Genomic DNA, 20,939 nt, shown 5'->3' on the forward strand with positions numbered 1-20,939 from the left:
GGTCACTCCTCCGACGTCCAGAGGTCCGGCTCCCCGTACTCCTCGGCGCCGGGAAAGGTCGGCACGTCGAACTCCTCGACCAGCGGAATCGGGTCCACCACCCGGTCGCCGAGGCTCAACCCGGAGAGCACCTCGACGTCCTCCCCGTCGGAGATGCCCAACGCGACCTCGCGGACCTGGGTCGACCCGTCCTCGGAGACGAGGAGGACCTCGCCCTCGTCCACCGACCCCCGTACCGCCGTCAGGGGAATGACCAGCGCGTTCCTCGCCTGACCGGTCACGACCGACAGCTGGCCCCGCACGCCGGGGAACACCCGCAGCCCGTCGGGGACCCGGCAGGCCAGTTCGAGCGCCCCCGCCGAACCGCCGCCCGGCCCGCCGTCCCCGGAGTCCTCCGCAACGGTGCCGCCCGCCTCCAGCGAGAGGAACTCGCAGGCCTCGGGAGCCGGACCCCGGTCGATCTGCAGCAGGATCTCCTCGGGCTCCTCGTAGAACCGGTAGACGTCGTTGGGGGCGATCGAGGCCACCGCGCGGAACTCGTCCTCGGTGATCTGTGCGATCTCCCCGGGGTCCACCGGGTCGCCGACCGCGAGGTCGCCCAGCCCGGAGAGGGTCCCGCTGGCGGGGGCCCGAACGACCGTCTCGGTGGTGGGGGCGACCCCGGAATCCTCCGCACCGGCCGCCTCCCCGTCCGCGGCCGGCACGGTGAGAGTCACGACAGGGGCGCCCCGCTCGACCCGCTGCCCGTCGGCCAGCCACACGCGGGCCACGGTTCCCGCCGTCCGGACCTTCACCGCGACCCCGGGCTCCGCGACGATCGTGGCGTCCAGCACGATGCGGGACTCGATGTCCGCGCGCCGTACCTCGACCGGCTGCCCCTCGGTGAGGGGCTCGGTTCCGGGGGGATCCGGCTCGGGCGGGGGGACGACCGAGGAGAACAGCACGTAGCCGCCGAATCCCAGACCGCCCAGGAGCACGGCCACGGTCAGGCCGAGAGTGATCCACTTCTTCACGTTTCCACCGTTCCTATTCCCGCAGCCCGGCCACCACGGACGCGCGCAGCGCACGCCAGGCGGGGATGACTCCGGCCAGCAGGCCGACGAACGCCGCTCCGGACAGGCCCACCAGGGCCGCTTCGGGCGGTACGGAGACCGACACGTCAGAGGGCAGGTACGGGGAGGCGAGGAGGTCGACGCCCCACGCACCCGCGAGACACAGGGCGAGCGCGATCGCCCCGGCCACCACCGAGACGACGACGGCCTCGGTGACGACCGCGACGAACAGGGTCAGCGAACTGGCGCCCAGCGCCCGGTAGGTCGCGAGCTCCCGACGGCGTTCGCGGACCGTGACCAGGCCGACGTTGAGAACCCCCAACAGCCCGGTCAACAGGGTGATGGAAGCCACTCCCAGCAGTCCCAGCGACAGGTAGTCGAGTATCTCCTGGACCTCCGCGGCGTCGTCGGAGCGCCAGACCGACACCGCCTCGCGGACGCTCGACGCCGGCAGGTCCCAGCGCCATGCGGCCGATTCCAGACGCGCCAGGAAGGCCTCGGGGTCGGCGTCGTCCGGCGGGAGCAGGACGCTGTAGGACTGCATGTCCTCCTCGGAGGAGGACAGCAGCTCCGCGGAGGCGGGCGCGCGGAGCAGGTAGGCCTGAGGGTAGGAGGAGAAGGCGTTCGACTCCACCACCCCGACCACGCGGGCGTCCAGCCAGCGCCGGGAGCCGATCTGCACGTCGGTCCCGTCCCCCAGGATGTCGGCCAGCTCCTCGTTGACCACCAGCATCGGGACGAGGGACGCCCGGTCCTGCTCGGCGAACCAGCGCCCCCGCACCATCTCCAGCCTGCGGATGTCGCTCAGCGAGGCGTCGACGGCGGTGATCGAGGCCTCCGGCACGGTCGTGCCGGCGCTGCGGATCAGTGGACCGCCCAGCCAGGTGTCCAGCGACACCGCGCTGCCCCCGGCGCGCAGCAGGTCCGCCTCGAACGCCTCCAGGTTCCCGGGGCGGACCATGAGATCCACCTGGAGCGTGGCGGCCCGGCCGGCGACGGCTTCGCTGTAGGCCCGCGCGTAGCGTTCGCCGACGTCGCCGACCGTCACCACGGTGATCAGGGCGCCGATGCCGATGACGATCCCGGCGCAGGACAGGATCGTGCGGGCCACGTTGGCGCGGGAGCCGGCGAAAGCCAGTACCAGCCCGGCGGTGATGGAGCGCAGCACGTCGAGGAAGCCCTTTCTCGGCCGGGGCGCAGGAGGCACGGGGCCCCAGGGGGCACGCTGCCGGGGCTGCGTGGGCACGGCAGCCCCGAGCACGAATCAGAGTAGTGGAACGTGCGCGGTGCGTGTCCCCGACAACCGGCCCGGCCGCAGGGCTCAGACCGGCCGCAGCGGGGTGGGGCCGCCGTTGAGCTGGGTCAGCACGGCGTCGTGCAGCACTCCGTTGCTGCACACCAGTGGCCCTCCGTCGGTGAACGGACCGCCGCGCAGGTCCGTCGCCCGGCCGCCCGCCTCCTCCAGGATGAGCGGGAGGGGGGCGGCGTCCCACAGCGACAGCTCCGGCTCCATGGACAGGTCCACGGCGCCCTCGGCGACCATCACGTGCGACCAGAAGTCGCCGTAGGCGCGGGTGCGCCACACCGACCGGGTCAGGTCCAGGAAGTAGTCCAGGCGCCCCTGCTCCTCCCAGCCGGTCAGCGAGGAGAACGACAGCGACGCGTCCTCCAGGCGGGAGACCGCGGACACCTGGCAGCGGGTGGCCTTGGTGAGGCTGCGGCCGGTCCAGGCGCCGCCGCCCTTCGAGGCCCACCAGCGGCGGTTCAGGGCGGGCGCCGACACCACGCCCACCACGGGCTGGTTGCCCTCCAGCAGCGCGATCAGCGTCGCCCACACGGGGACCCCGCGCACGTAGTTCTTGGTGCCGTCGATCGGGTCCAGCACCCAGCAGCGGGCGCTGTGTCCGGTTCTGCCGTACTCCTCGCCGACCACCGCGTCCCGGGGACGGGCACGGGAGAGGACCGAACGCAGGGTCTCCTCGACGGCCCGGTCGGCTTCGGTCACCGGGGTCAGGTCGGGTTTGGTGTCGACCTTCAGGTCGAGGGAGCGGAAGTGCCGGAGCGAGAGGTCGTCCGCCGCGTCGGCGAGGACGTGGGCGAGACGCAGGTCATCATCAAAGGCCGCCATGGCCGGTAACGCTACCGTCCTTCCCCGGACGGCGGCCAGGTCCGCCCCGCGTGGCGCGGACACGGACTCAGCGCTGGAGGTCGCCCTCCCGGCTGGCGAGCAGGCGGCGGAAGGAGGCGACGCGGTCCGGGGTGAGCCTGCTGTCGGCCAGCCAACGGTCCAGGGCGCAGTCGCCGTCCAGGTGGGAGCAGTGGTGCGGGCACTCGGTCACCGCGTCCACCAGGTCGGGGAAGGCCGCCACCAGGTCGTCGGGGGAGACGTGGGCCAGCCCGAAGCTGCGCACCCCCGGGGTGTCGATGATCCAGCCGTGGTCGAGTTCCTCCCGGTCGACGGTGCCCTCGCGGGCCGCGCGCAGCTGTTCCAGGCTCTCGGCGCTGGCCGGAGCGCCGATGGGCAGCGCCACCGCCGAGGTCGAGGTGTGCCGTCCCCGTCCGGTCACCGCGTTGACGTGGCCGACGGCCCGCCGCGCCTCGGGGACCAGCAGGTTCACCAGGGTCGACTTGCCCACTCCGGAGGGGCCGACGAACACGCTGATCCGGCCGGTCAGGTGGGCGCGCAGCGCGGAGAGGTCGCCGTCCCGGCGGGTCACCACCCAGCGCAGCCCCAGGGGGGCGTAGGTCTCCACCAGGGGATCGGGCGGGGCCAGGTCGGACTTGGTCAGGCACAGCAGCGGGTCCAGTCCCGCCTCGTAGGCCGCCACCAGGCAGCGGTCGATGAACCGCGGCTGCGGGTCCGGGTCGGCCAGGGCCACCACGATGACCAGTTGGTCGGCGTTGGCGACGATGACCCGTTCCACCGGGTCGGTGTCGTCGGCGGTGCGGCGCAGCACCGAGGAGCGCTCCTCGACCCGCACCACCCGCGCCAGGGTGCCCGGCCGTCCCGAGAGGTCGCCGACCAGAGCGACGATGTCGCCCACGACGATGCTGCCCCGGCCGAGTTCCCGGGCCTTCATGGCCACCACGGACCGGTCGCCCACCAGACAGCGGTACCGTCCGCGGTCCACGCCGGTCACGAACGCCGGCTGGGCGTTCTCGTGCTTGGGACGCCTGCGGGTGCGTGGTCGGGAACCTCCCCGGGCACGCACCCGGACATCGTCCTCGTCGAGGTGGCGGCCGTCCCTCAAGAGGCGACTCCGCTCCACAGGCCGGGGAAGTCCGGCAGGGTCTTGCCGGTGGTCGCGATGTTCTCCACCTCCACCCCGGGCACCACGAGCCCGATGACAGCGCCGGAGGTGGCCATCCGGTGGTCGTCGTAGGAGTGGAACACGCCGCCGTGGAGCGGGCGGGGGCGGATGACCAGGCCGTCGGGGAGTTCTTCGGCGTCGCCGCCGAGCCGGTTGATCTCACGGACCAGCGCGGCGATCCGGTCGGTCTCGTGCCTGCGCAGGTGCGCGATACCGGTGATGCGCGAGGGGGTGGACGCCAGCGCGGCCACGGCCGCGATCGTCGGGGTGAGTTCGCCGACGTCGTGCAGGTCGACGGTGATCCCGCGGACCTCGCCGGTGCCGTGCAGGGTCAGTCCCTCGGCGGTGCGTTCCACACGGCCGCCCATCTCGGTGAACAGGGAGCGCAGCGCGTCCCCCGGCTGGGTGGTGCGCTGCGGCCAGTCGCGGACCGTCACCCGTCCGCCGGTGACCAGGGCGGCAGCCAGGAACGGTGCGGCGTTGGACAGGTCGGGTTCGACCGCGATCTCGGTGACCCGGACCGCTCCCGGGGCGACCCGCCACACGTCGGGGGTGTCGGTGTCCACCTCGACCCCGGCCGCGCGCAGCATCTCCACGGTCATGTCCAGGTGGGGCTGGGAGGGGACCGGCGGCCCCACGTGCCGCACCTCCACGCCCTTGGCGAACCGCGCGCCGCTGAGCAGCAGGGCGGAGACGAACTGGGAGGAGCCGGAGGCGTCCAGGGTGACCGCGCCGCCGGGCAGTTCGCCCCGGCCGCGGATGACCATGGGCAGCGCGCCGCGTCCGCCGTCGTCGATGTCGGCGCCCAGCGCGCGCAGCGCCGCGAGCAGGGGGCCGACGGGCCGCTCCCGGGCCCGCGGGTCACCGTCGAAGGACACGTCGCCGCGGGCCAGCGCGGCCACCGGCGGCACGAACCGCATCACCGTCCCGGCGTTGCCGACGTCCACGGTGGCAGGGCCGGCCAGCGGCGCGGGGGTGACCGCCCAGTCCCCGTCCACCTCGTCCACCGCGATGCCGAGCGCGCGCAGCGCCCCCGCCATCAGGACGGTGTCGCGGCTGTACAGGGGGCGGCGGACCACGCTGGGGGTCTCCGACAGCGCGGCCAGGATCATCGCTCGGTTGGTCATCGACTTGGAGCCGGGCAGGCTGACCGTGGCGTCCACGGGACGGGACACGGTCGGGGCGGGCCAGTGCGACGCGGTTTCAGCCATGCCTGAAGGTTATCCGGGAACGCGGCCCGGCGGGGAAAGCGGACGGGGAGCTGTGGATAGGGAGGGCCGGCGGGTGGTAGTCGGGGGGCGGAAGCCAGCCCGTTCGGACAGGGAAGGGGGCCGCCGTGGTGATCGGCAGGGCCAAGCAGCACCACTACGAGGTCAGGGTCCGCTGGACCGGCAACACCGGGGAGGGGACCGGCAGCTACCGGGGATACGAGCGCTCCCACGACGTCGCGGCCGCCGGGAAGCCGACGATTCCGGGATCGGCGGACTCGGCCTTCCGGGGCGACCCCTCCCGGTGGAACCCGGAGGAGTTGCTGGTGGCCGCGCTGTCGCAGTGCCAGATGCTGTCCTACCTGGCGGTGGCCGCGGCGTCCGAGGTCGTCGTGGTCGACTACGCCGACACCGCGACCGCCGAGATGGTCACCCATCCGGACGGGTCGGGGGAGTTCACCTCGGCCACCCTGCGTCCGGCGGTGACGGTGGCCTCCCCGGACATGGTCGAGACGGCGCGCGGGCTGCACGACCGGGCCCGCGAGCTCTGCTTCGTCGCGAGGTCGCTGGACTTCCCCGTCCACCACGAGCCGACGGTCCGCGCGGCGGGGTGAGCCGCGGCCGCGGGCACGGCTCCGCGCCGGAGCGCCGTTCCGGCGCGGAGCCGGACGTCACCGCCGCGGCCGCGGGACCCGCACGGGGACCGGGCGGGTGCGGTGCCGGGCCCGGCGGCGGGAGCGGGCGGGCCCGGTGCGGAGCTGTCCGACCGCCTCGGCGGCCTGGCGGCGCAGCCGGGAGGGACGCCGTTTCGGTTCGGTGGCCGACAGCACGAGCGCGCCGAACAGGCTGAGGTCCTTGACCGCGGTCGAGCGGCGCCGTCCGAGGTCGTCGGGGTCTCCCTCGCGGGCCTCACGCAGCTCGGCCAGCACGGTCGGCACCGACTGCACCGCCAGCAGGACGCAGGCGGTGCGGGGCGCGCGGCCGGCCAGCAGCAGCGCCCCGCCGGCGACGCCCAGTACGCCCTGGAGGCGGACCAGGGCCTCGGGGGCCTCCGGCACGCTCGGGTAGCGGGCGGCGAGGCCGCGGACGACCGGCGCGAGCTGTTTGGCGCGCGGGACGGGGTCGCGCAGGACCGTGATCCCCTCCAGGACGAACGGGACGGCGAGCAGGCGCCGGGCCTGGGTGCGTAGTACTCCCACGGTGTCTCTCTCCTTGACGCGGGCAGGACGGGGACCCCGGTGCGCACCGGGGTGATGGACACCGCTCTACCCGCCTGCGCCGGGAACATCCGCGTCCGCCGGGTGTGTCATGGCAGAGGTTGCCGGGGTTTTGACCGAACGCCGTCGCCCGGTCCTTAAGCTGGGAGCATGTGCGGTAGGTACGCCCTGGCGCGGGGCAGGGACGAGATCCAGCTCGCCTTCGGCTTCACGGAGTCGGAGGCCCCGGTGCCCGGTGCGGACGCACCCAGGGCCTGGCCGCCCCGGGAGGAACTCGCGCCCGACTACAACGTCGCCCCCGGCAAGCACGCCTACGCGGTGCTGGGACGGGCTCCGGGCGAGCCGGACGCCGGGCGGCCCGGGCCGCGGCACCTGGCCACGCTCCGCTGGGGGCTGGTGCCGTCGTGGGCCAAGGACGCCAACGTGGGCTACCGGATGATCAACGCCCGGGCCGAGACCGTCATGGAGCGGCCGGCCTTCCGGGCGGCGTTCGCGCGCCGCCGCTGCCTGCTGCCCGCCGACGCCTACTACGAGTGGCAGCTGCTGCACTCCTCCGGTGAGGCGCAGCCGGGCACCTCCCCGGCCACCGACCCCCAGCACCGGTCGCGCAAGGCGAAGACGCGCAAGCGCCCGTTCGCGGTCCGCTACGCCGACGACGCGCCGCTGGCTCTGGCGGGGATCTTCGAGCGGTGGCGCGATCCGGGCCTCCCCGAGGAGGACCCCGCCGCCTGGCTGTGGAGTTTCGCGGTCGTCACCACCCAGGCCGCGCCCGAACTCGCGCACATCCACGAGCGCATGCCGGTGGTCGTGGGGGAGCGCGACTGGGACGTCTGGCTGGACCCCGAGGCGACCCCCGACGACCTGCTGCCGGTCCTGGACGCCACGCCGGTGGCGGACTTCACCGTCTACGAGGTGGGCCCCGAGGTGAACACGGTGCGCAACAACGGCCCGCACCTGCTCGCCCCGGCTGCCACGGAATCCGAAGGCGGTTCGGGGACACTGTTCTGACGAGGACCCCGGCAAGCTTTTTACCAGGATTTTCCCTTCCCTGGGTGAGCTGCGGAAACCGTGGCCCGCGCCGTGTCGGGGCGCCGCCGGGGCGGGGGGAGCGGTGGAATCCCGGACGGGGGCCGCAGTAGGGTGGCCACGCCCGGAGGAGTGGCGCCGAGGGTCGCCGTTCCCTTGTCCGGAACCGGTGTTCGAGCGCCGCGCCGGGCGGATCGCGTGGTCGGCTCCGGTCTTTCAGCGGTGGACCGGAGCCGGTCACGGCAGGCGGCTCACCGGGGTTTGCGGGCGCTGGCCAGCAGGTGCATGCTGACGTCCTCGCCCTCGCCGGAGTCGGCGGCCTTCAGTTCCATCTCCACCAGCCGGTTCAGGGCCCTGGGGTGGTCGTTCAGCACCTTCTCCACGGTGGACGCCGACAGGACGGTGCGGGGTTTGATCCACTCCAGTTCCAGGCCCGCCTCGGTGAGCAGTTCGCCGAGCTGCTCACCGGTGAAGCACCGGGTGATGGTGCCGTCCGGCCAGGGCACCAGGAGGACGTCGGCGTTGGGCGCGTAGCTGAGTTCGGGCCAGCAGTCCTGTTCGGCGAGCACGGCCATGCCGAGCACCACCGAGTCCACGCACAGCAGGACGCGGCCTCCCGGACGCAGGACCCGCGCGATCTCGGCCAGGCTCGCCTCCGCCACCAGGTGCTGGGAGAGCACCCGGTTGTCGGCGATGACGCCGTCGAAGACCTCCGAGGCGAAGCCGGACAGCAGGGCGGAGTCGCCCACGACCGAGCGGAGGCGGCCCGGGCGGCGGTCGGGGCGGACGGGGGCGTGGCCGTTGACCAGGGTCAGCGTCCGCTTCGGGGCCGAGTCCACCGAGGGCAGCAGGGCGACGACGTCGTGTCCGGCGGCCACCGCGCGCGAGGAGGCGCGGAAGCCGGGGCCGGAGAGGTCGAGGATACGCCCCGGCTCACGGGGGAGCCAGCGGGTGAGTTGGGCGGCGGCCACCGCCCAGTAGAACCTCCAGTAGGCCGATGGGGAGCCGGCCGTCGCGGGATGGCTCGCCGTGAGGCGGGAGATCGTGGTGTCGGCCGCGGAGTCGGCGGACAGCTGTGATGTCGCAGGCTGGGGTGCGGAACCGGTGAGACGCACGCACACTCCTCTCCTGTCCGGTGGGCACGGGGCGCCCGACGCCCCAGACGGCCGTACCCCGCGCACGGGGTCGGGGCCCGCCCTGTCGGACCTCGCCGAATGTCGCCGTCTGGGGGTCTCACCCCACTTTCGCACGATGTGACCGGCGGATACAGCCGATGCCGGAAGAATCTTGTGGGTGTCGTGCGGTACCGGGTCGTCGGACGAGCCGCGGCGGACCAGGAATCAGGCCGTCCCCGATGTTGTTCCTATCCACGTCATCGGGAAACATCCCCATCCGGACGGTGGGGCGCGGCGCGGGAGTGGTTGATGTCGGTTTCCACGGGAACCCTGGAACGGGAGCGGTCCGCGGGTGCGGCCGGCCCGGCGCATGTGCGGTTCGAATCGCTCCCCACATATGGTGAGGTTGCGGTTGCCACCAGGGAGAACCGTGCTAGGAGGCCGACGGGGTTGAGTCAGAGGCAGGAGACCATCGACGAACGGGTGGCTCGGTTCGAGCGGGACGCCATGCCGCTTCTGGACCAGTTGTACTCGGCCGCGTTGCGCATGACGCGCAACCCGGCGGACGCCGAGGACCTCGTGCAGGAGACGTTCACCAAGGCGTTCGGGTCGTTCCACCAGTTCAAGGAGGGAACGAACCTCAAGGCGTGGCTTTACCGGATTCTCACCAACACCTTCATCAACTCCTATCGCAAGAAGCAGCGTGAGCCGCGGCAGGCCGGCACCGAGGACGTCGAGGACTGGCAGCTCGCCCAAGCGGCCTCCCACACCTCCAGCGGACTGAAGTCCGCCGAGGCCGAGGCGCTGGAGCACCTTCCGGACACCGATGTCAAGCGGGCTCTCCAGGAGTTGCCGGAGGACTTCCGCATCGCGGTCTATCTCGCCGATGTCGAGGGTTTCGCCTACAAGGAGGTCGCCGAGATCATGGACACTCCGATCGGCACCGTGATGTCCCGGCTGCATCGCGGCAGACGTCAGCTGCGTTCTCTGTTGGAGGAGTACGCGTTGGAGCGCGGTTTCCTCTCCGCTTCGGAGAGGGAGTCCGTGGGCGCGGCGAATGGTGGGAAGGACCGGCGATGAGCTGCGAGGAACCGCACGCCACCCCGTGCAGTGAGGTATTGGACAAGGTCTACGCCTACCTCGACGGCGAACTGGAGGAGGCCAACTGCGACGACATTCGGCAGCACCTGGAGGAGTGCGCCCCCTGTCTGGAGGAGTACGGCCTGGAAGAGGCCGTGAAGAAGGTCCTGGCCAAGTGCTGCGGGTGCGATCCGGCCCCGGTGCAGCTGCGGGCCAGGCTGTTGGCGCAGTTGGAGCAGGCCCGGTCCGGCCTGCGCGAGCCGGAGAGCGTGGTCGAGTAACCCCGCCGATCCTCCGGGAGGCCGGAGGAGAAGCCGGGGCGCCGTGCGGACCATCCGCACGGCGCCCCGGCTTTTGTTATTGGGTGACTGTTTTGTGGTGATTGTCGGGTGGGTGGGGTGGTGTCTGGTTTTCTGGCCCCTCCTTCCGGGACGGGCGTGTCGTCCCGGTCCCGCACGGCGGACGGCGGAGCCCCGCCGAGAAAGGGTCCGACCGGTTCTTGGCTGGAAAGTTACATTCTGCTACGCAGAGTGATATCCGGTGGTCCACCGGTCCTTCCGCTGCCCTGGGGGAGTGCGTCCGGAGGGGCGATATTGAGCTATCTTTAAATAGTTGACTGATTGCGGAGCGTCACTCCGCTCATTACGAAGCAGATTCGTAATTCCGTAATTTGGAAGCGGAACCGCGCTTCTTCGCCACCGATCGGGGTGAGTTCGGGGCGATTGAATGTCGCACGCCGCGATTGCCGTTAAACTAGCCGCCACATCCCCTTCAGGGAGGAAATTTCATGCCTTCGTTTGCGAGGCGAAAAGCGCGGGGGGCGCTAGAAAGGCGGGGATAGGGATGTTCTGGTTGTTCAACGGTCTCATGCTGCACCTGGCCGCCGTGGCCATGTTCGTCACGACGGTCACCGGATGGACCTGGTGGTAGGTCCGGATCTCTGGGAGCATGGCGGAATGGTCGGCTGCAGGACGACGAGAAGGAGCGGGAATTGCGTGCCCTACCCGTGGCCGCGCGGTTGTACGTGGGCCTTGTCGTGCTCGGTGCCGCCACCGTCATACTCCTGGGAGTGCTCCTCGGCCCCATAGCAGAGGTCGACCTGGGCACTCTCCTGCTTCTGGCGATCCTGTTCGTGATCGCCGAATCGATCGCCACGATGGTCGACAGCGGCAAGACGGGGATCTCGCCGGCCTCGGCGGCCTCTCTTGCCGCTGTCGTCCTGGTGGGACCGGTGGGCGCCGCCGTTGTCGGTATCGCCTCGGGGCTGGTCATCCGGAGACAGGACCTCGTCAAACGGCTCTTCAACGGAGCGCAGTTCGTGGTCGCCGGATACGCCTCGGGGACGGTGTTCCAACTGCTCGGTGGGAGGATGGGGGTCCCGGAACCGGAGATGTTCCCGTGGATCATCCTCCCCTTCACCGCAGCGGTCCTGACGTTCTCCCTGTGCAACACACTGCTGATGACCGGGCTGATGCGGTCCCTGGGTGAGCTGCGGCTGAAACGCCCCCGCCACATGCGGTGGCGGCCGCTGGCCACCCTGGAGCTGTCCTCCATCGGCTACGCCATGCTCGGCCTGTTCATCGCCGCCATCTGGGGCGCGGTCGGCCCGTTCGCCGTGCTGCTGGTCCTGCTTCCGCTGTTCATCGCACGCTGGGCCTTCGACCAGTACGTCTTCCAGCAGCGCGCCCACGAGGCCACCCTGGCCACGCTGTGCCAGGCGGTGGAGACCAAGGACTACTACACGCGGGGCCACTGCATGCGGGTGGCCAAGGCCGCCGCGATGATCGCGGAGGAGCTGGGCATGTCCGCCGAGCGGGTGCAGACGATGCGCTACGCGGGCATGCTCCACGACATCGGCAAGCTCGGCGTGCCCACCAAGATCCTCCAGAAGGCCGGGAAGCTCACCGAGGAGGAGTTCGCGGCCATCCAACTGCATCCCATGCGGGGCTACGAGATCGTGCGGGAGATCGGCTTCCTCGACGAGGCGCTGGCCGGAATCCTGCACCACCACGAGCGCATGGACGGCGGCGGGTACCCGAAGGGACTGGCGGGCGAGGACATCCCCGAGGCAGCCCGGCTGGTCTCGGTGGCCGACGTGTTCGACTGCCTGACCTCCACGCGCTCCTACCGCACGGCGTGGAGCGCCGAGGACGCCATCGCCGAACTGCGCAGGTGCGCGGGCACCCAGTTCGATCCGCGGATGGTCGAGGCCCTGGTCCGCGCGGTCGAACGAGAGGGCTGGGAGGTGCCCGACCTCGTCGAGCCGCTGAAGGACGAGTGCGAGAGCCTCGCGGCCAAGACGCCGCCGACCGGGGCGGAGGGCGGAGCCGAGGAGGCGCCGGCCGAGGTCGTGCCGGCGGGCGCGGCCGAGACGGGAGCCGACGTCGCGGTCGGGGTCGTGGAGGAGACGGCCGGATCATGATGAACAGCGCGCCGACCGTCTCACCGCACAGATCCCGGGGAGCCCGCCACGGCAGGCAGTGGCGGGCCGTCGGCTGGACCCGCCCGCTGCTGATCGGGGCGGCGCTGGTCAGTGCGGCGGGCTCACTGCTGTGGACGGCCGCCGTGAGCGGCTTCGAACAGCCGCGGGTCACGCTGGCCTTCGGAGTCCTGGTCGCCCTGGGGGAGTTCGCGCGCATCGCACTGCCCGGCGGACGCGAGGCCGCCCCCATCGCCTCGGCCTCCGCCATGTCCTACGCCTTCCTCTTCACTATCGCCGGCGACCCCGTCCCCCATTCGGGGGTGCAGGTCGTGGCGGTGGTCGCGGTGGGCATGGCGCTCGGGGAACTGCCGCACGTCATGGTGGGCCGCCCGCCGCACTGGGGGGACCTGGCCCGCAGGCTGCTCAACGTCGCGATCATCGCCCTGCTCTTCCGCCCCCTGGTGGCCCTCATCGACCTGGAGGGGCCGCTGTGGTGGATGACCCTGCTCCTCATGGCGGTGATCGTGGTGGGGGTGTGGGCGGCCGACTCGGTGGCCGCCGCCGCGATCCGCGCCGACCGCCTGCGCACCCGTTTCGGGGTCACGGTGCGCGACGAGATGCGCGCCCAGGTGGCCATCGGCATGGCGGTGGGGGCCTCGGCCATCCTGATGGCGCTGTCCGTCCACGTCATGGGACTGACCACGCTGCTGGTGTTCACCGCGCCGCTGCTGGTCACCCAGGTGGCCTTCCGGCGCTACGCCCAGATCCGGCTCACCTACCTGCAGACGGTGCGGGCGCTGTCCCGGGTCACCGAGGTCGGCGGCTACGTCGAGACGGGGCACTCCCACCGGGTCAGCCGGCTGGCCCAGGGGATCGGCCGCGAGCTGGGGATGTCGGAGTCGGAGCTGCTGGAGCTGGAGTACGCCGCCCTCATGCACGACATCGGCCAGCTGTCGCTGCGCGATCCCATCCCCAGCGGCGCCACCGTGCTGGCCTCCCCCCGGGAGCAGCGCAGCATCGCCGAACTCGGTGCGGCGATCGTCCGCGAGACCGGGGTGCTCGACGGAGTGGCCGAACTGGTCCGCCGCCAGTGCGAGCCGTACACCGGCGACGGCGAGGCGGGGCCGCCCCCGCTGGGCAGCCGGATCATCAAGGTGGCCAACGCCTTCGACGACCTGGTCGGCGGTTCCGCGGACCGCGACCGCGTCGAGGCGGTGCTGCAGCGGCTGCGCATGGACACCGGGCACGAGTACGACCCCGTGGTGGTCGAGGCGCTGGCGACGGTGTTGCAGCGGCCGGACTTCCACTGGCGGGGCGACTGAGGCCACAGCGCCCGCGCCGCGGGCGCTGTGGGAGGCGGGGAGCGGAGGGCGCGTCGCTATGCTGGGGCCCGACGCGGTGCGGCCCACCCGCCTCCGCCCTCGCGGGAAGCAGCCGACGACAGGTGTCCCCCGGATCCCCCGGAACCGACCGGCCGACGAACACGGGAGGGAAGCGGGCGATGGCCGAGATCCGCGCGGAGACGGCCGCGAGCGTCTGGAAGGTGACGGCGCGGGCGGGCGACACGGTCGCCGAGGGCGACACGCTGCTGATCCTGGAGTCCATGAAGATGGAGATCCCGGTACTGGCCGAGGATCCGGGCAGGATCGTCGACATCGCCGTCGCCGAGGGCGACGTCGTCCGGGAGGGCGACCTGCTCGCGGTGGTCGAGTAGGAAGCACGGCACACGAGTGGAAGGCGGCCCCATGCCGATCGACGCCGGACTGACCGGCACCGCGGAACTGACGGTCACCGACGCCGACACCGCCGCGGCGCTGGGCAGCGGAGACGTTCCCGTCCTGGGCACCCCGCGGGTGCTGGCGCTGGCCGAGGCCGCCACCGTCGCCGCGCTCGCCGGGCGCCTGGACGCCGGGCGGACGACGGTGGGCACGGAGGTCCGGCTCGCCCACACCGCGCCCACGCCGGTGGGGGCGCGGGTGGTGGCCACGGCGCACCTGGTCCGGGTCGAGGGCAGACGGCTGGCTTTCGAGGTCGCCGTCACCCAGGAGGGCCGCCAGGTGGCCGTGGGAACCGTCGAGCGCGTCGTCGTCCACCGCGAACGCTTCCTCGCCGGGGCGCGCCGCGGCGAGTGAGCCCGGCCCCGGAGCTCACACGCCCATGGTCTTGCGGGGGTAGACGTTCTCCGGGTCGGTGACGATGTTGACCAGGTAGGGGACGCCCGAGTCGAAGGCGCGGCGCAGCGCCGGACCGATCTCGGCGGGGTCGGTGACGAGTTCCCCGCCGCCGCCCAGCGCCGTGACCACCTGGTCGTAGCGGGTCTGCGGGGCCAGGTCGGCGACCACGTCGTAGCCGTAGACCAGTTGCATCGGCGCCTTCTCCAGGCCCCAGATGCCGTTGTTGCCGCACACCATGACCACCGGCAGGTCGTGCCGGACGAGGGTGTCCACGTCCGCCAGGGAGAAGCCCAGGGCGCCGTCCCCGAACAGGGCCACCACCTGGGAGGAGGGGTGTGTCAGGCGGGCGGCGATCGCGTACCCCATCCCGGTGCCCAGGCAGCCGAACGGTCCCGGGTCCAGCCAGTGGCCCGGGCGGCGCGGCTCCACGTACTTGCCCGCGTAGGAGACGAAGTCGCCGCCGTCGCCGATCACCACCGCGTCGTCGTCCAGGATCCGGTTCAGTTCGCCGTAGATGCGGGCGGGGTGGATGGGGGAGGCGTCGCTGTTCAGGGCCTCGCGGTCGTTGGCCGCGGTCGCGGCGGCCGCCTCGGCCACCTCCGTCCGCCACTGGGCGACCTCGGGGCGGGGCCTGGCCTGTTCGGCCAGGGCGCGCAGGATCTGTGCCAGGTCGCCGCAGACCGCTCCCGCCAGGGTGAGGTGCGTGGCGAGCTGGGCGGGGGAGTCGGTGATGTGCACGGTGCGCGCCAGTGGGGCGCCGTCGCGGCCGCCGAACAGGCCGTGGTTGAGCCGGAAGTCCAGCGGGGTGCCCACGACGACGACCAGGTCGGCACTCCCCAGGGCCAGCCCCCGGGCGCGGGTGGCGAGCAGCGGGTGTCCGGCGGGGAGCACGCCGCGTCCCTGGCCGTTGGTGATCACCGGGACGCCCAGTTCCTCGGCGGCCTCCAGGGCGACCTGTTCGGCACCGTCCAGCCACACGTCCGAGCCGTACACCAGCACCGGTCGCCGTGCCTCGCCGAGCAGGCGGGCGACGGCGGCCACCGCGTCGGGGTCGGGGGAGCGGTCGGCCGCGGAGCCGTCTCCCTCCAGGGTGACCTCGGCCTGGTCGTAGAGGCGGTCCATCGGGATGTCCAGGAACACCGGGCCCCGGTGCGCGGCGTTGGCGAGGGTGAACGCCTCGTCCAGGGCCGGGCCGATCAGTGCGGGGTCGTGGACGGTCCACGCGCGCTTGGTGATCGGGGAGAACAGCGGCGGCTGGTCCAGTTCCTGGAGCAGGCCCTGGCCCCAGCGGCTGTCCGGCGCCCGTCCGCCGACCACGACCAGGGGGGAGCCGTTGAAGTGTGCGGTGGCCACCCCGCTGACGCCGTTGGTGACTCCCGGCCCGGCGGTGAGCACCGCCCAGCCGGCCCGTCGGGTGAGTTTGCCGACGGCTTCGGCGGCGAACACGGCGGTCTGCTCGTGGCGGACGTCCAGCAGGCGCATCGGGGGGTCGGCCTGGACCGCGCCGTCGTAGACCGGGAAGACGTGCCCGCCCGAGAGCGTGAAGATGGTGTCCACGCCGTGGTGGCGGGCGACCTCCACGGCGTGCCTGCCGCCGTGGCCGGTGAGTCGCCCGGAGAAGGGAGAGGAGCCCATGTGCCGTCACGCTCCTTGGGTGCGGTAACCGAATGGGGGCGGAAGAGGTCCGCCCACCAGTAAATTACCAGTGAGTAGCACTCGTGGGTGAGGTGCCTCACAGGATTCGGTCCCCCGGGAGCCGTGCGGGATCCGTCCCCTAGTTCCGCTCCTTCGGGGGGCGCAGGCGGGTGACGAACTTGTACCGGTCGCCGCGGTACAGCGACCGCACCCACTCCACCGGGTGGCCCTCGGCGTCGAAGCTGTGCTGGCAGTGCAGGACCAGCGGCAGCCCGACGTCCACCCCGAGCAGCCGGGCCTCGCTGGGGGTGGCCAGCACGGTCTCGATCGTCGCCTCGGCCTCGGCCAGGTGCACGTCGTAGACGGTCGCCAGCGCCTCGTACAGCGAGGCGTGCCGGTCCAGGCGGCGGCGCAGTCCCGGGAACCGGCGCGCGGGCAGGTGGGCGGTCTCCACGGCCATCGGTTCGCCGTTGGCCAGCCGCAGCCGCTCGATGCGCAGCACCCGGCCGCCGAGCCGGATGGCCAGCAGGCCGGCCAGCTCCTCGTCCGCGTTGACATAGCTGACGTCGAGGATCCGGGTGTCCGGATGGAGGCCGTGCGAGCGCATCTCCTGGGTGTAGCTGGTCAGTTGCAGCACCTGGGTCACCTTCGGTTTGGCGACGAAGGTCCCCTTGCCCTGGATACGCAGCAGGCGTCCCTCCACCACCATCTCGGTGAGCGCCTGCCGCACCGTCGTGCGGGACGTGCCGAACTGGGTCGCCAGCGTACGCTCCGGTGGCACCGGGTTGCCGGCGGGCATCGTCTCGATCAGTTCCAGGAGCTGTTTTTTGACCTGGTAGTACTTCGGAACCCGGGGGCTGTCCTCAACAGTTCGCTGACCCGTCACGTCGATTTCCTCCACCACTCCCCGCCCGTTCGGCGTTTGACGCATCTTCGCAGTGCCGGCGGTCCGACGCGTAGTCGGGACGCCGGAAGGCGGCGACTGGTCTAGGCCATTGGTAGAAAGATGCATCTCTTGAGTATGCCTTCCCCCGTGGGATGATTTGTGAGTGCCTCACCTCAGCGATCTGATCCGACGGTATACGGCGCTCACCACGGCTGACCTGGAGTGGCTGCACGCCCTGGTCTCCGACTGGCAGCTGCTCGCCGACCTGTCCTTCGCGGATCTGCTGCTCTGGACGCGGCTGCGCGAGAACGACGGGTGGATCGCGGTCGCCCAGATGCGGCCGACCACCGGGCCGACCGCCTTCCAGGACGACCTCGTCGAGACGGTCCTGCCCGACGCGCCCGAGGGCCCGGAGGAGCAGGACCCCGTGCCCCCGCCGATGCGGACCAAGCGCGCGCTGATCGACCGCGCCTGGCGCGAGGGACGGATCTGCCGGGAGGGCGACCCCGACTGGTCGGGAGGCGTCCCGGTACGGGAGGAGACGATCCCGGTGCGTCGGGACGGGATCATGCTGGGGGTGATCCAGCGCAGCACCAACCTCAGCGCCGCACGCACTCCCAGCCGCCTGGAACTCACCTACCTGCAGAGCGCCAGTGACCTGGCGCAGATGATCGCCGAGGGCGGCTTCCCGTTCAGTGAGCAGGGGCCGCTGATGGTCCGCTCCCCCCGGGTCGGGGACGGCCTGCTCCGGTTGGACCGCGAGGGCCGGGTGGTCTACGCCAGTCCCAACGCCCTGTCCGCCTACCGCCGTCTGGGGCTGGCCACGGACCTGGTCGGAACGTCGCTGGCGCGCACCACCGTGGAGCTGTCCGCGGACCCCGACCCCCGGGACGAATCCCTGAGCTGGACCGCGGGCGGCCGGGTGCCGCTGGAGGCGGAGGTGGAGGCCCGCGGGACCACCGTCCAGCTGCGCGCCATCCCCCTGACCGTCAGCGGGGAGCGGATCGGGGCGCTGGTCATGGTGCGCGACGTCACCGAGCTGCGCCGCCGGGAGCGGGAGCTGATGACCAAGGACGCCACCATCCGGGAGATCCACCACCGGGTGAAGAACAACCTGCAGACCGTCGCGGCCCTGCTGCGGCTGCAGGCCCGCCGGCTGCACAACCCCGAGGGCCGGGCGGCGCTGGAGGAGGCGGTGCGCAGGGTCGGGTCGATCGCGATCGTCCACGAGATGCTCTCCCACACCCCGGACGAGACGGTGGACTTCGACGACATCGCCGACCGCGTCATCGAGATGGCCGCGGAGGTGTCCTCCACCGGCGCGGCGGTGGCGCCGCGCCGGGTGGGGCACTTCGGCCTGCTGTCCGCACTGGTCGCGACCCCGCTGTCCATGGTCCTGGCCGAACTGGTGCAGAACGCGGTCGAGCACGGACTGGAGTACGGTCCCGGCACCATCGAGGTGCGGGTGCGCCGTCAGGCGCCGGTGCCGGGAACGGACGACGGTGGGAGGGGGACGGGGCGACTGATCATCGAGGTCGTCGACAACGGATCAGGCCTCCCCGCCGACTTCGACCTGGAAACCAGTAGTAGCCTTGGACTGCAGATCGTTCGGACCCTGGTGACGGGCGAACTCGCGGGCCGTCTGGAGATGACTCCCCAGGAGGGCGGCGGCACCAAGGTCCTGTTGGATCTGCCGGTGGACCACGAGGTCCAGTACTACAACTGAGACGAGACGAGACGGACTGGTCAGACCGCGGTACGCAGTCGGGCGGCGGGAAGGACGGAGCGGCGGCGCTTCAGGGCGCGGCGCTCGTCCTCGCTCATACCGCCCCAGACTCCGCCGTCCTGGCCGGTCTCCAGAGCCCATTGCAGACAGGCGGTGCTGACAGAGCAACGGCGGCATACCTCTTTGGCCTCTTCGATCTGGATCAGAGCCGGACCGGAGGTGCCGATCGGAAAGAACAGTTCGGGGTCTTCGTCACGGCAGGCAGCGTGATGGCGCCAGTCCATGCGGGTCACTCCTCACGGTGAGGCGGTCGGGGCGTCAACCTTGTGAAACAGTTCACGAAGCAGGGCGCTTCGGGGCCGCAGTGATGGTGTGTCCAACGGTCCCCGCTCCCTTTCTTCGCACGCCCCACACGGGACGTCGCGGTGGTCTGCGACGGTCGCTACGCGCGGATGCCGAGGAATCCGCGACCGTCGAACCCGGAACCAACCGTTAACGTGCCCGTAACGTGCGGCGATACTTTGAGCGTGGCAGGGTTAAGAGAAGCTTTCAAGAGAGATGGCGCACTAAAGCCCGTTATAGGGTGTCGCGTACGTCACAGGCGCCCTGACCTGCGGTTTTATGTCCCCTTAAGCCACAATTCGTAACGCCTTCGGAACCGATCGGAAATTGACCTGTTGTCGGTGCCCGAGGTACTCTCCGTCGATCTGAAACGCTCGGGGCCGCCGCGACTGGATCGTGAACTCCGCGCGGTCGTGCCAGGTGAGGTAGCCGCTCCCCCGGGGCGGCACCCCCTTCGCCGAGAACATCATGCGCAGCACGTTGGCCGTGGTCATCGTGTCCACCCTGGTCAACGCGAACACGTCCAGGCCCAGCTCGAAACGCGACCGGGGTGTCGGCTGCACCGGGGACGGCCCCGCGTAGGTCCACGGGGTCGTGTTCGTCACCAGCGCGAAGTACAGGTCCGGCACCGGGGGGCGCCCCGGCATCCGCACGCTCAGCGACGGGTCGCCGCCCACACCGCCCCGGAGGAACAGGTTCAGCGCGATGGCCACGTACAGGGCGGGGGAGGCCCGGCGGCCGCGCCGCCGCTGCCGTTCGACCTCGTGCACCACGTCGGCGTCCCAGCCGAACCCCGCGCAGAAGGTGAAGTAGCGCCCCCCGTCCGGACCGTCGATGTGCCCCAGGTTCACCGTGCGCCGCGACCCGGTGTGCAGCGCCTCCAGCATCGCCCCGGTGGCCTCCACGGGGTCGACGGGCAGCCCCAGGGCGCGGACGAACACGTTCGCGCTGCCGCCCGGCAGGGCGGCATAGATCGGCCGCTGCTCCTCGGGAACGGCGAGCAGGCCGTTGGCCACCTCGTTCACAGTCCCGTCGCCGCCGAAACTGATCACCATGTCGTAGCCGTCCTCGGCGGCCCGCCTGGCCAGTTCCACGGCGTGGCCCCGGTACTCGGTCAGGGCGGTGTCGAGTTTGATGTCGCTGGCGAGCGCACGGACGATCACCTCACGCGAACGAGGGGTCGTCGTGGTGGCCTGGGGGTTGGAGATGAACAGGGCGCGCACCCGGCCAGTCTATTGACCGCCCGCGGGCACGGGGCACGGGCAGGGGACCCCCTCGGGGGGCCGAAGGTCCCGTCACGGGGGCCGGAGGGAGCGGGTTACAGTGAAGCCGTGTCCCGACGACCGATCACCCTTGTCCTCGCCGTGGCGTGTGAAGCGCTGCTCGGGCTGCTGCTGCTCGTCCTCGGCGGTTACGTCCTGGTCAACACGCTGCTGGGCCATGCGACGGACATCAGCTTCGCGCTTCCCCTGGCGGTGTTCGCCTTCGGCGGCGGCGCCGCGCTCTGCTACGTCTCCTGGGGCCTGTTCAACCTCAGGGACTGGGCGCGCACCCCGGTCGTGCTGACCCAGATCTTCGCCCTGGTGGTCGCCTACTACCTGTGGACCAGCGAGCAGCCCCGGATGAGCCTCGGCCTGGGGGCCTTCGCGCTCCTCACCCTGGCCCTGGTGCTGGCCCCGCCGACGACGGCGACCCTCTTCCCGGCGGAGGGCGGTTCCCGCAACCGGAGATGACAGACCCGCGCC

General features: G+C 71.7%; 21 protein-coding genes. 10 read left to right on the forward strand and 11 right to left on the reverse strand.

The genetic code is table 11. The features are described from left to right. Positions 1 to 2 precede the first annotated feature (2 nt). From FOF52_RS20710 to aroA, 5 genes are all read right to left on the reverse strand, one after another. Positions 3 to 1,013, reverse strand: a complete 1,011-nt coding sequence (locus FOF52_RS20710) for a permuted SH3 domain-containing protein (RefSeq protein WP_248591562.1) — start codon at positions 1,011 to 1,013, stop codon at positions 3 to 5. Positions 1,014 to 1,026: 13 nt separating this feature from the next. Further along, the gene (locus FOF52_RS20715) at positions 1,027 to 2,220 is read right to left on the reverse strand and encodes an ABC transporter permease (protein WP_248593956.1); all 1,194 of its coding nucleotides are present in this window, start codon (positions 2,218 to 2,220) and stop codon (positions 1,027 to 1,029) included. A 153-nt stretch (positions 2,221 to 2,373) separates the two neighbouring features. Further along, positions 2,374 to 3,180, reverse strand: a complete 807-nt coding sequence (gene hisN, locus FOF52_RS20720; RefSeq protein ID WP_248591563.1) for a histidinol-phosphatase — start codon at positions 3,178 to 3,180, stop codon at positions 2,374 to 2,376. 67 nt (positions 3,181 to 3,247) lie between these two features. Further along, positions 3,248 to 4,303: a ribosome small subunit-dependent GTPase A gene (rsgA, locus tag FOF52_RS20725; RefSeq protein WP_248591564.1), complete on the reverse strand. Its 1,056-nt coding sequence runs from the start codon at positions 4,301 to 4,303 to the stop codon at positions 3,248 to 3,250. Then, positions 4,300 to 5,574, reverse strand: coding sequence for a 3-phosphoshikimate 1-carboxyvinyltransferase (aroA, locus tag FOF52_RS20730; protein WP_248591565.1), 1,275 nt, complete (start codon positions 5,572 to 5,574; stop codon positions 4,300 to 4,302). The genes rsgA and aroA overlap by 4 nt, the downstream gene beginning before the upstream one ends. A 125-nt stretch (positions 5,575 to 5,699) precedes the next feature. Between aroA and FOF52_RS20735 the strand changes: the two genes are divergently transcribed. Then, the gene (locus FOF52_RS20735) at positions 5,700 to 6,185 is read left to right on the forward strand and encodes an OsmC family protein (RefSeq protein ID WP_248591566.1); all 486 of its coding nucleotides are present in this window, start codon (positions 5,700 to 5,702) and stop codon (positions 6,183 to 6,185) included. 57 nt (positions 6,186 to 6,242) lie between these two features. On the opposite strand, the gene FOF52_RS20740 is transcribed toward FOF52_RS20735, so the two are convergent. Then, on the reverse strand, positions 6,243 to 6,770 hold the full coding sequence (locus tag FOF52_RS20740; RefSeq protein WP_248591567.1) for a DoxX family membrane protein: 528 nt from the start codon (positions 6,768 to 6,770) through the stop codon (positions 6,243 to 6,245). 168 nt (positions 6,771 to 6,938) lie between these two features. On the opposite strand from FOF52_RS20740, the gene FOF52_RS20745 reads away from it, so the two are divergent. Beyond that, positions 6,939 to 7,796, forward strand: a complete 858-nt coding sequence (locus tag FOF52_RS20745) for an SOS response-associated peptidase (RefSeq protein ID WP_248591568.1) — start codon at positions 6,939 to 6,941, stop codon at positions 7,794 to 7,796. A 269-nt stretch (positions 7,797 to 8,065) separates the two neighbouring features. Here the strand turns inward: FOF52_RS20745 and FOF52_RS20750 are convergent, their stop codons facing one another. After that, positions 8,066 to 8,929: a methyltransferase domain-containing protein gene (locus FOF52_RS20750; RefSeq protein ID WP_248591569.1), complete on the reverse strand. Its 864-nt coding sequence runs from the start codon at positions 8,927 to 8,929 to the stop codon at positions 8,066 to 8,068. A gap of 450 nt (positions 8,930 to 9,379) precedes the next feature. Here FOF52_RS20750 and FOF52_RS20755 point away from each other — a divergent pair, with 450 nt between their 5' ends. The 6 genes from FOF52_RS20755 (at position 9,380) to FOF52_RS20780 (ending at position 14,563) form a co-directional block, all read left to right on the forward strand. Further along, positions 9,380 to 10,009 (forward strand): sigma-70 family RNA polymerase sigma factor, encoded by a 630-nt coding sequence (locus FOF52_RS20755; RefSeq protein ID WP_282573779.1) that lies wholly within the window; start codon positions 9,380 to 9,382, stop codon positions 10,007 to 10,009. Then, positions 10,006 to 10,290 carry a mycothiol system anti-sigma-R factor gene (rsrA, locus tag FOF52_RS20760; protein WP_248591570.1) on the forward strand — a complete coding sequence of 95 codons (285 nt, stop codon included), beginning with the start codon at positions 10,006 to 10,008 and terminating at the stop codon, positions 10,288 to 10,290. The genes FOF52_RS20755 and rsrA overlap by 4 nt, the downstream gene beginning before the upstream one ends. 737 nt (positions 10,291 to 11,027) lie before the next feature. Next, complete coding sequence (locus tag FOF52_RS20765) at positions 11,028 to 12,431, forward strand: HD-GYP domain-containing protein (RefSeq protein WP_248593958.1); 1,404 nt, start codon at positions 11,028 to 11,030, stop codon at positions 12,429 to 12,431. Further along, positions 12,428 to 13,753: an HD-GYP domain-containing protein gene (locus FOF52_RS20770; protein ID WP_248591571.1), complete on the forward strand. Its 1,326-nt coding sequence runs from the start codon at positions 12,428 to 12,430 to the stop codon at positions 13,751 to 13,753. Before FOF52_RS20765 ends, FOF52_RS20770 begins: the two co-directional genes overlap by 4 nt. Before the next feature lie 179 nt (positions 13,754 to 13,932). Continuing rightward, a complete protein-coding gene (locus FOF52_RS20775; protein WP_248591572.1) occupies positions 13,933 to 14,145 on the forward strand; it encodes a biotin/lipoyl-binding carrier protein in 213 nt (70 codons plus the stop codon). 31 nt (positions 14,146 to 14,176) lie between these two features. Further along, complete coding sequence (locus FOF52_RS20780; protein ID WP_248591573.1) at positions 14,177 to 14,563, forward strand: thioesterase family protein; 387 nt, start codon at positions 14,177 to 14,179, stop codon at positions 14,561 to 14,563. A gap of 15 nt (positions 14,564 to 14,578) precedes the next feature. Here the strand turns inward: FOF52_RS20780 and FOF52_RS20785 are convergent, their stop codons facing one another. Then, the gene (locus tag FOF52_RS20785; RefSeq protein ID WP_248591574.1) at positions 14,579 to 16,240 is read right to left on the reverse strand and encodes an acetolactate synthase; all 1,662 of its coding nucleotides are present in this window, start codon (positions 16,238 to 16,240) and stop codon (positions 14,579 to 14,581) included. 139 nt (positions 16,241 to 16,379) lie between these two features. Then, positions 16,380 to 17,126 carry a GntR family transcriptional regulator gene (locus FOF52_RS20790; RefSeq protein ID WP_248591575.1) on the reverse strand — a complete coding sequence of 249 codons (747 nt, stop codon included), beginning with the start codon at positions 17,124 to 17,126 and terminating at the stop codon, positions 16,380 to 16,382. A 163-nt stretch (positions 17,127 to 17,289) separates the two neighbouring features. On the opposite strand from FOF52_RS20790, the gene FOF52_RS20795 reads away from it, so the two are divergent. Next, positions 17,290 to 18,852, forward strand: coding sequence for a sensor histidine kinase (locus FOF52_RS20795; protein WP_248591576.1), 1,563 nt, complete (start codon positions 17,290 to 17,292; stop codon positions 18,850 to 18,852). A 20-nt stretch (positions 18,853 to 18,872) separates the two neighbouring features. Here the strand turns inward: FOF52_RS20795 and FOF52_RS20800 are convergent, their stop codons facing one another. Both FOF52_RS20800 and FOF52_RS20805 read right to left on the reverse strand, forming a co-directional pair. Continuing rightward, complete coding sequence (locus tag FOF52_RS20800; RefSeq protein WP_248591577.1) at positions 18,873 to 19,136, reverse strand: WhiB family transcriptional regulator; 264 nt, start codon at positions 19,134 to 19,136, stop codon at positions 18,873 to 18,875. 345 nt (positions 19,137 to 19,481) lie between these two features. Continuing rightward, the gene (locus FOF52_RS20805) at positions 19,482 to 20,417 is read right to left on the reverse strand and encodes a diacylglycerol/lipid kinase family protein (RefSeq protein WP_248591578.1); all 936 of its coding nucleotides are present in this window, start codon (positions 20,415 to 20,417) and stop codon (positions 19,482 to 19,484) included. Between the two features lie 108 nt (positions 20,418 to 20,525). On the opposite strand from FOF52_RS20805, the gene FOF52_RS20810 reads away from it, so the two are divergent. Continuing rightward, positions 20,526 to 20,927, forward strand: coding sequence for a hypothetical protein (locus FOF52_RS20810; RefSeq protein WP_248591579.1), 402 nt, complete (start codon positions 20,526 to 20,528; stop codon positions 20,925 to 20,927). Positions 20,928 to 20,939 lie beyond the last annotated feature (12 nt).

It is taken from the genome of Thermobifida alba, assembly GCF_023208015.1.
In the GTDB taxonomy this organism is placed as follows: Bacteria; Actinomycetota; Actinomycetes; order Streptosporangiales; family Streptosporangiaceae; genus Thermobifida; species Thermobifida alba.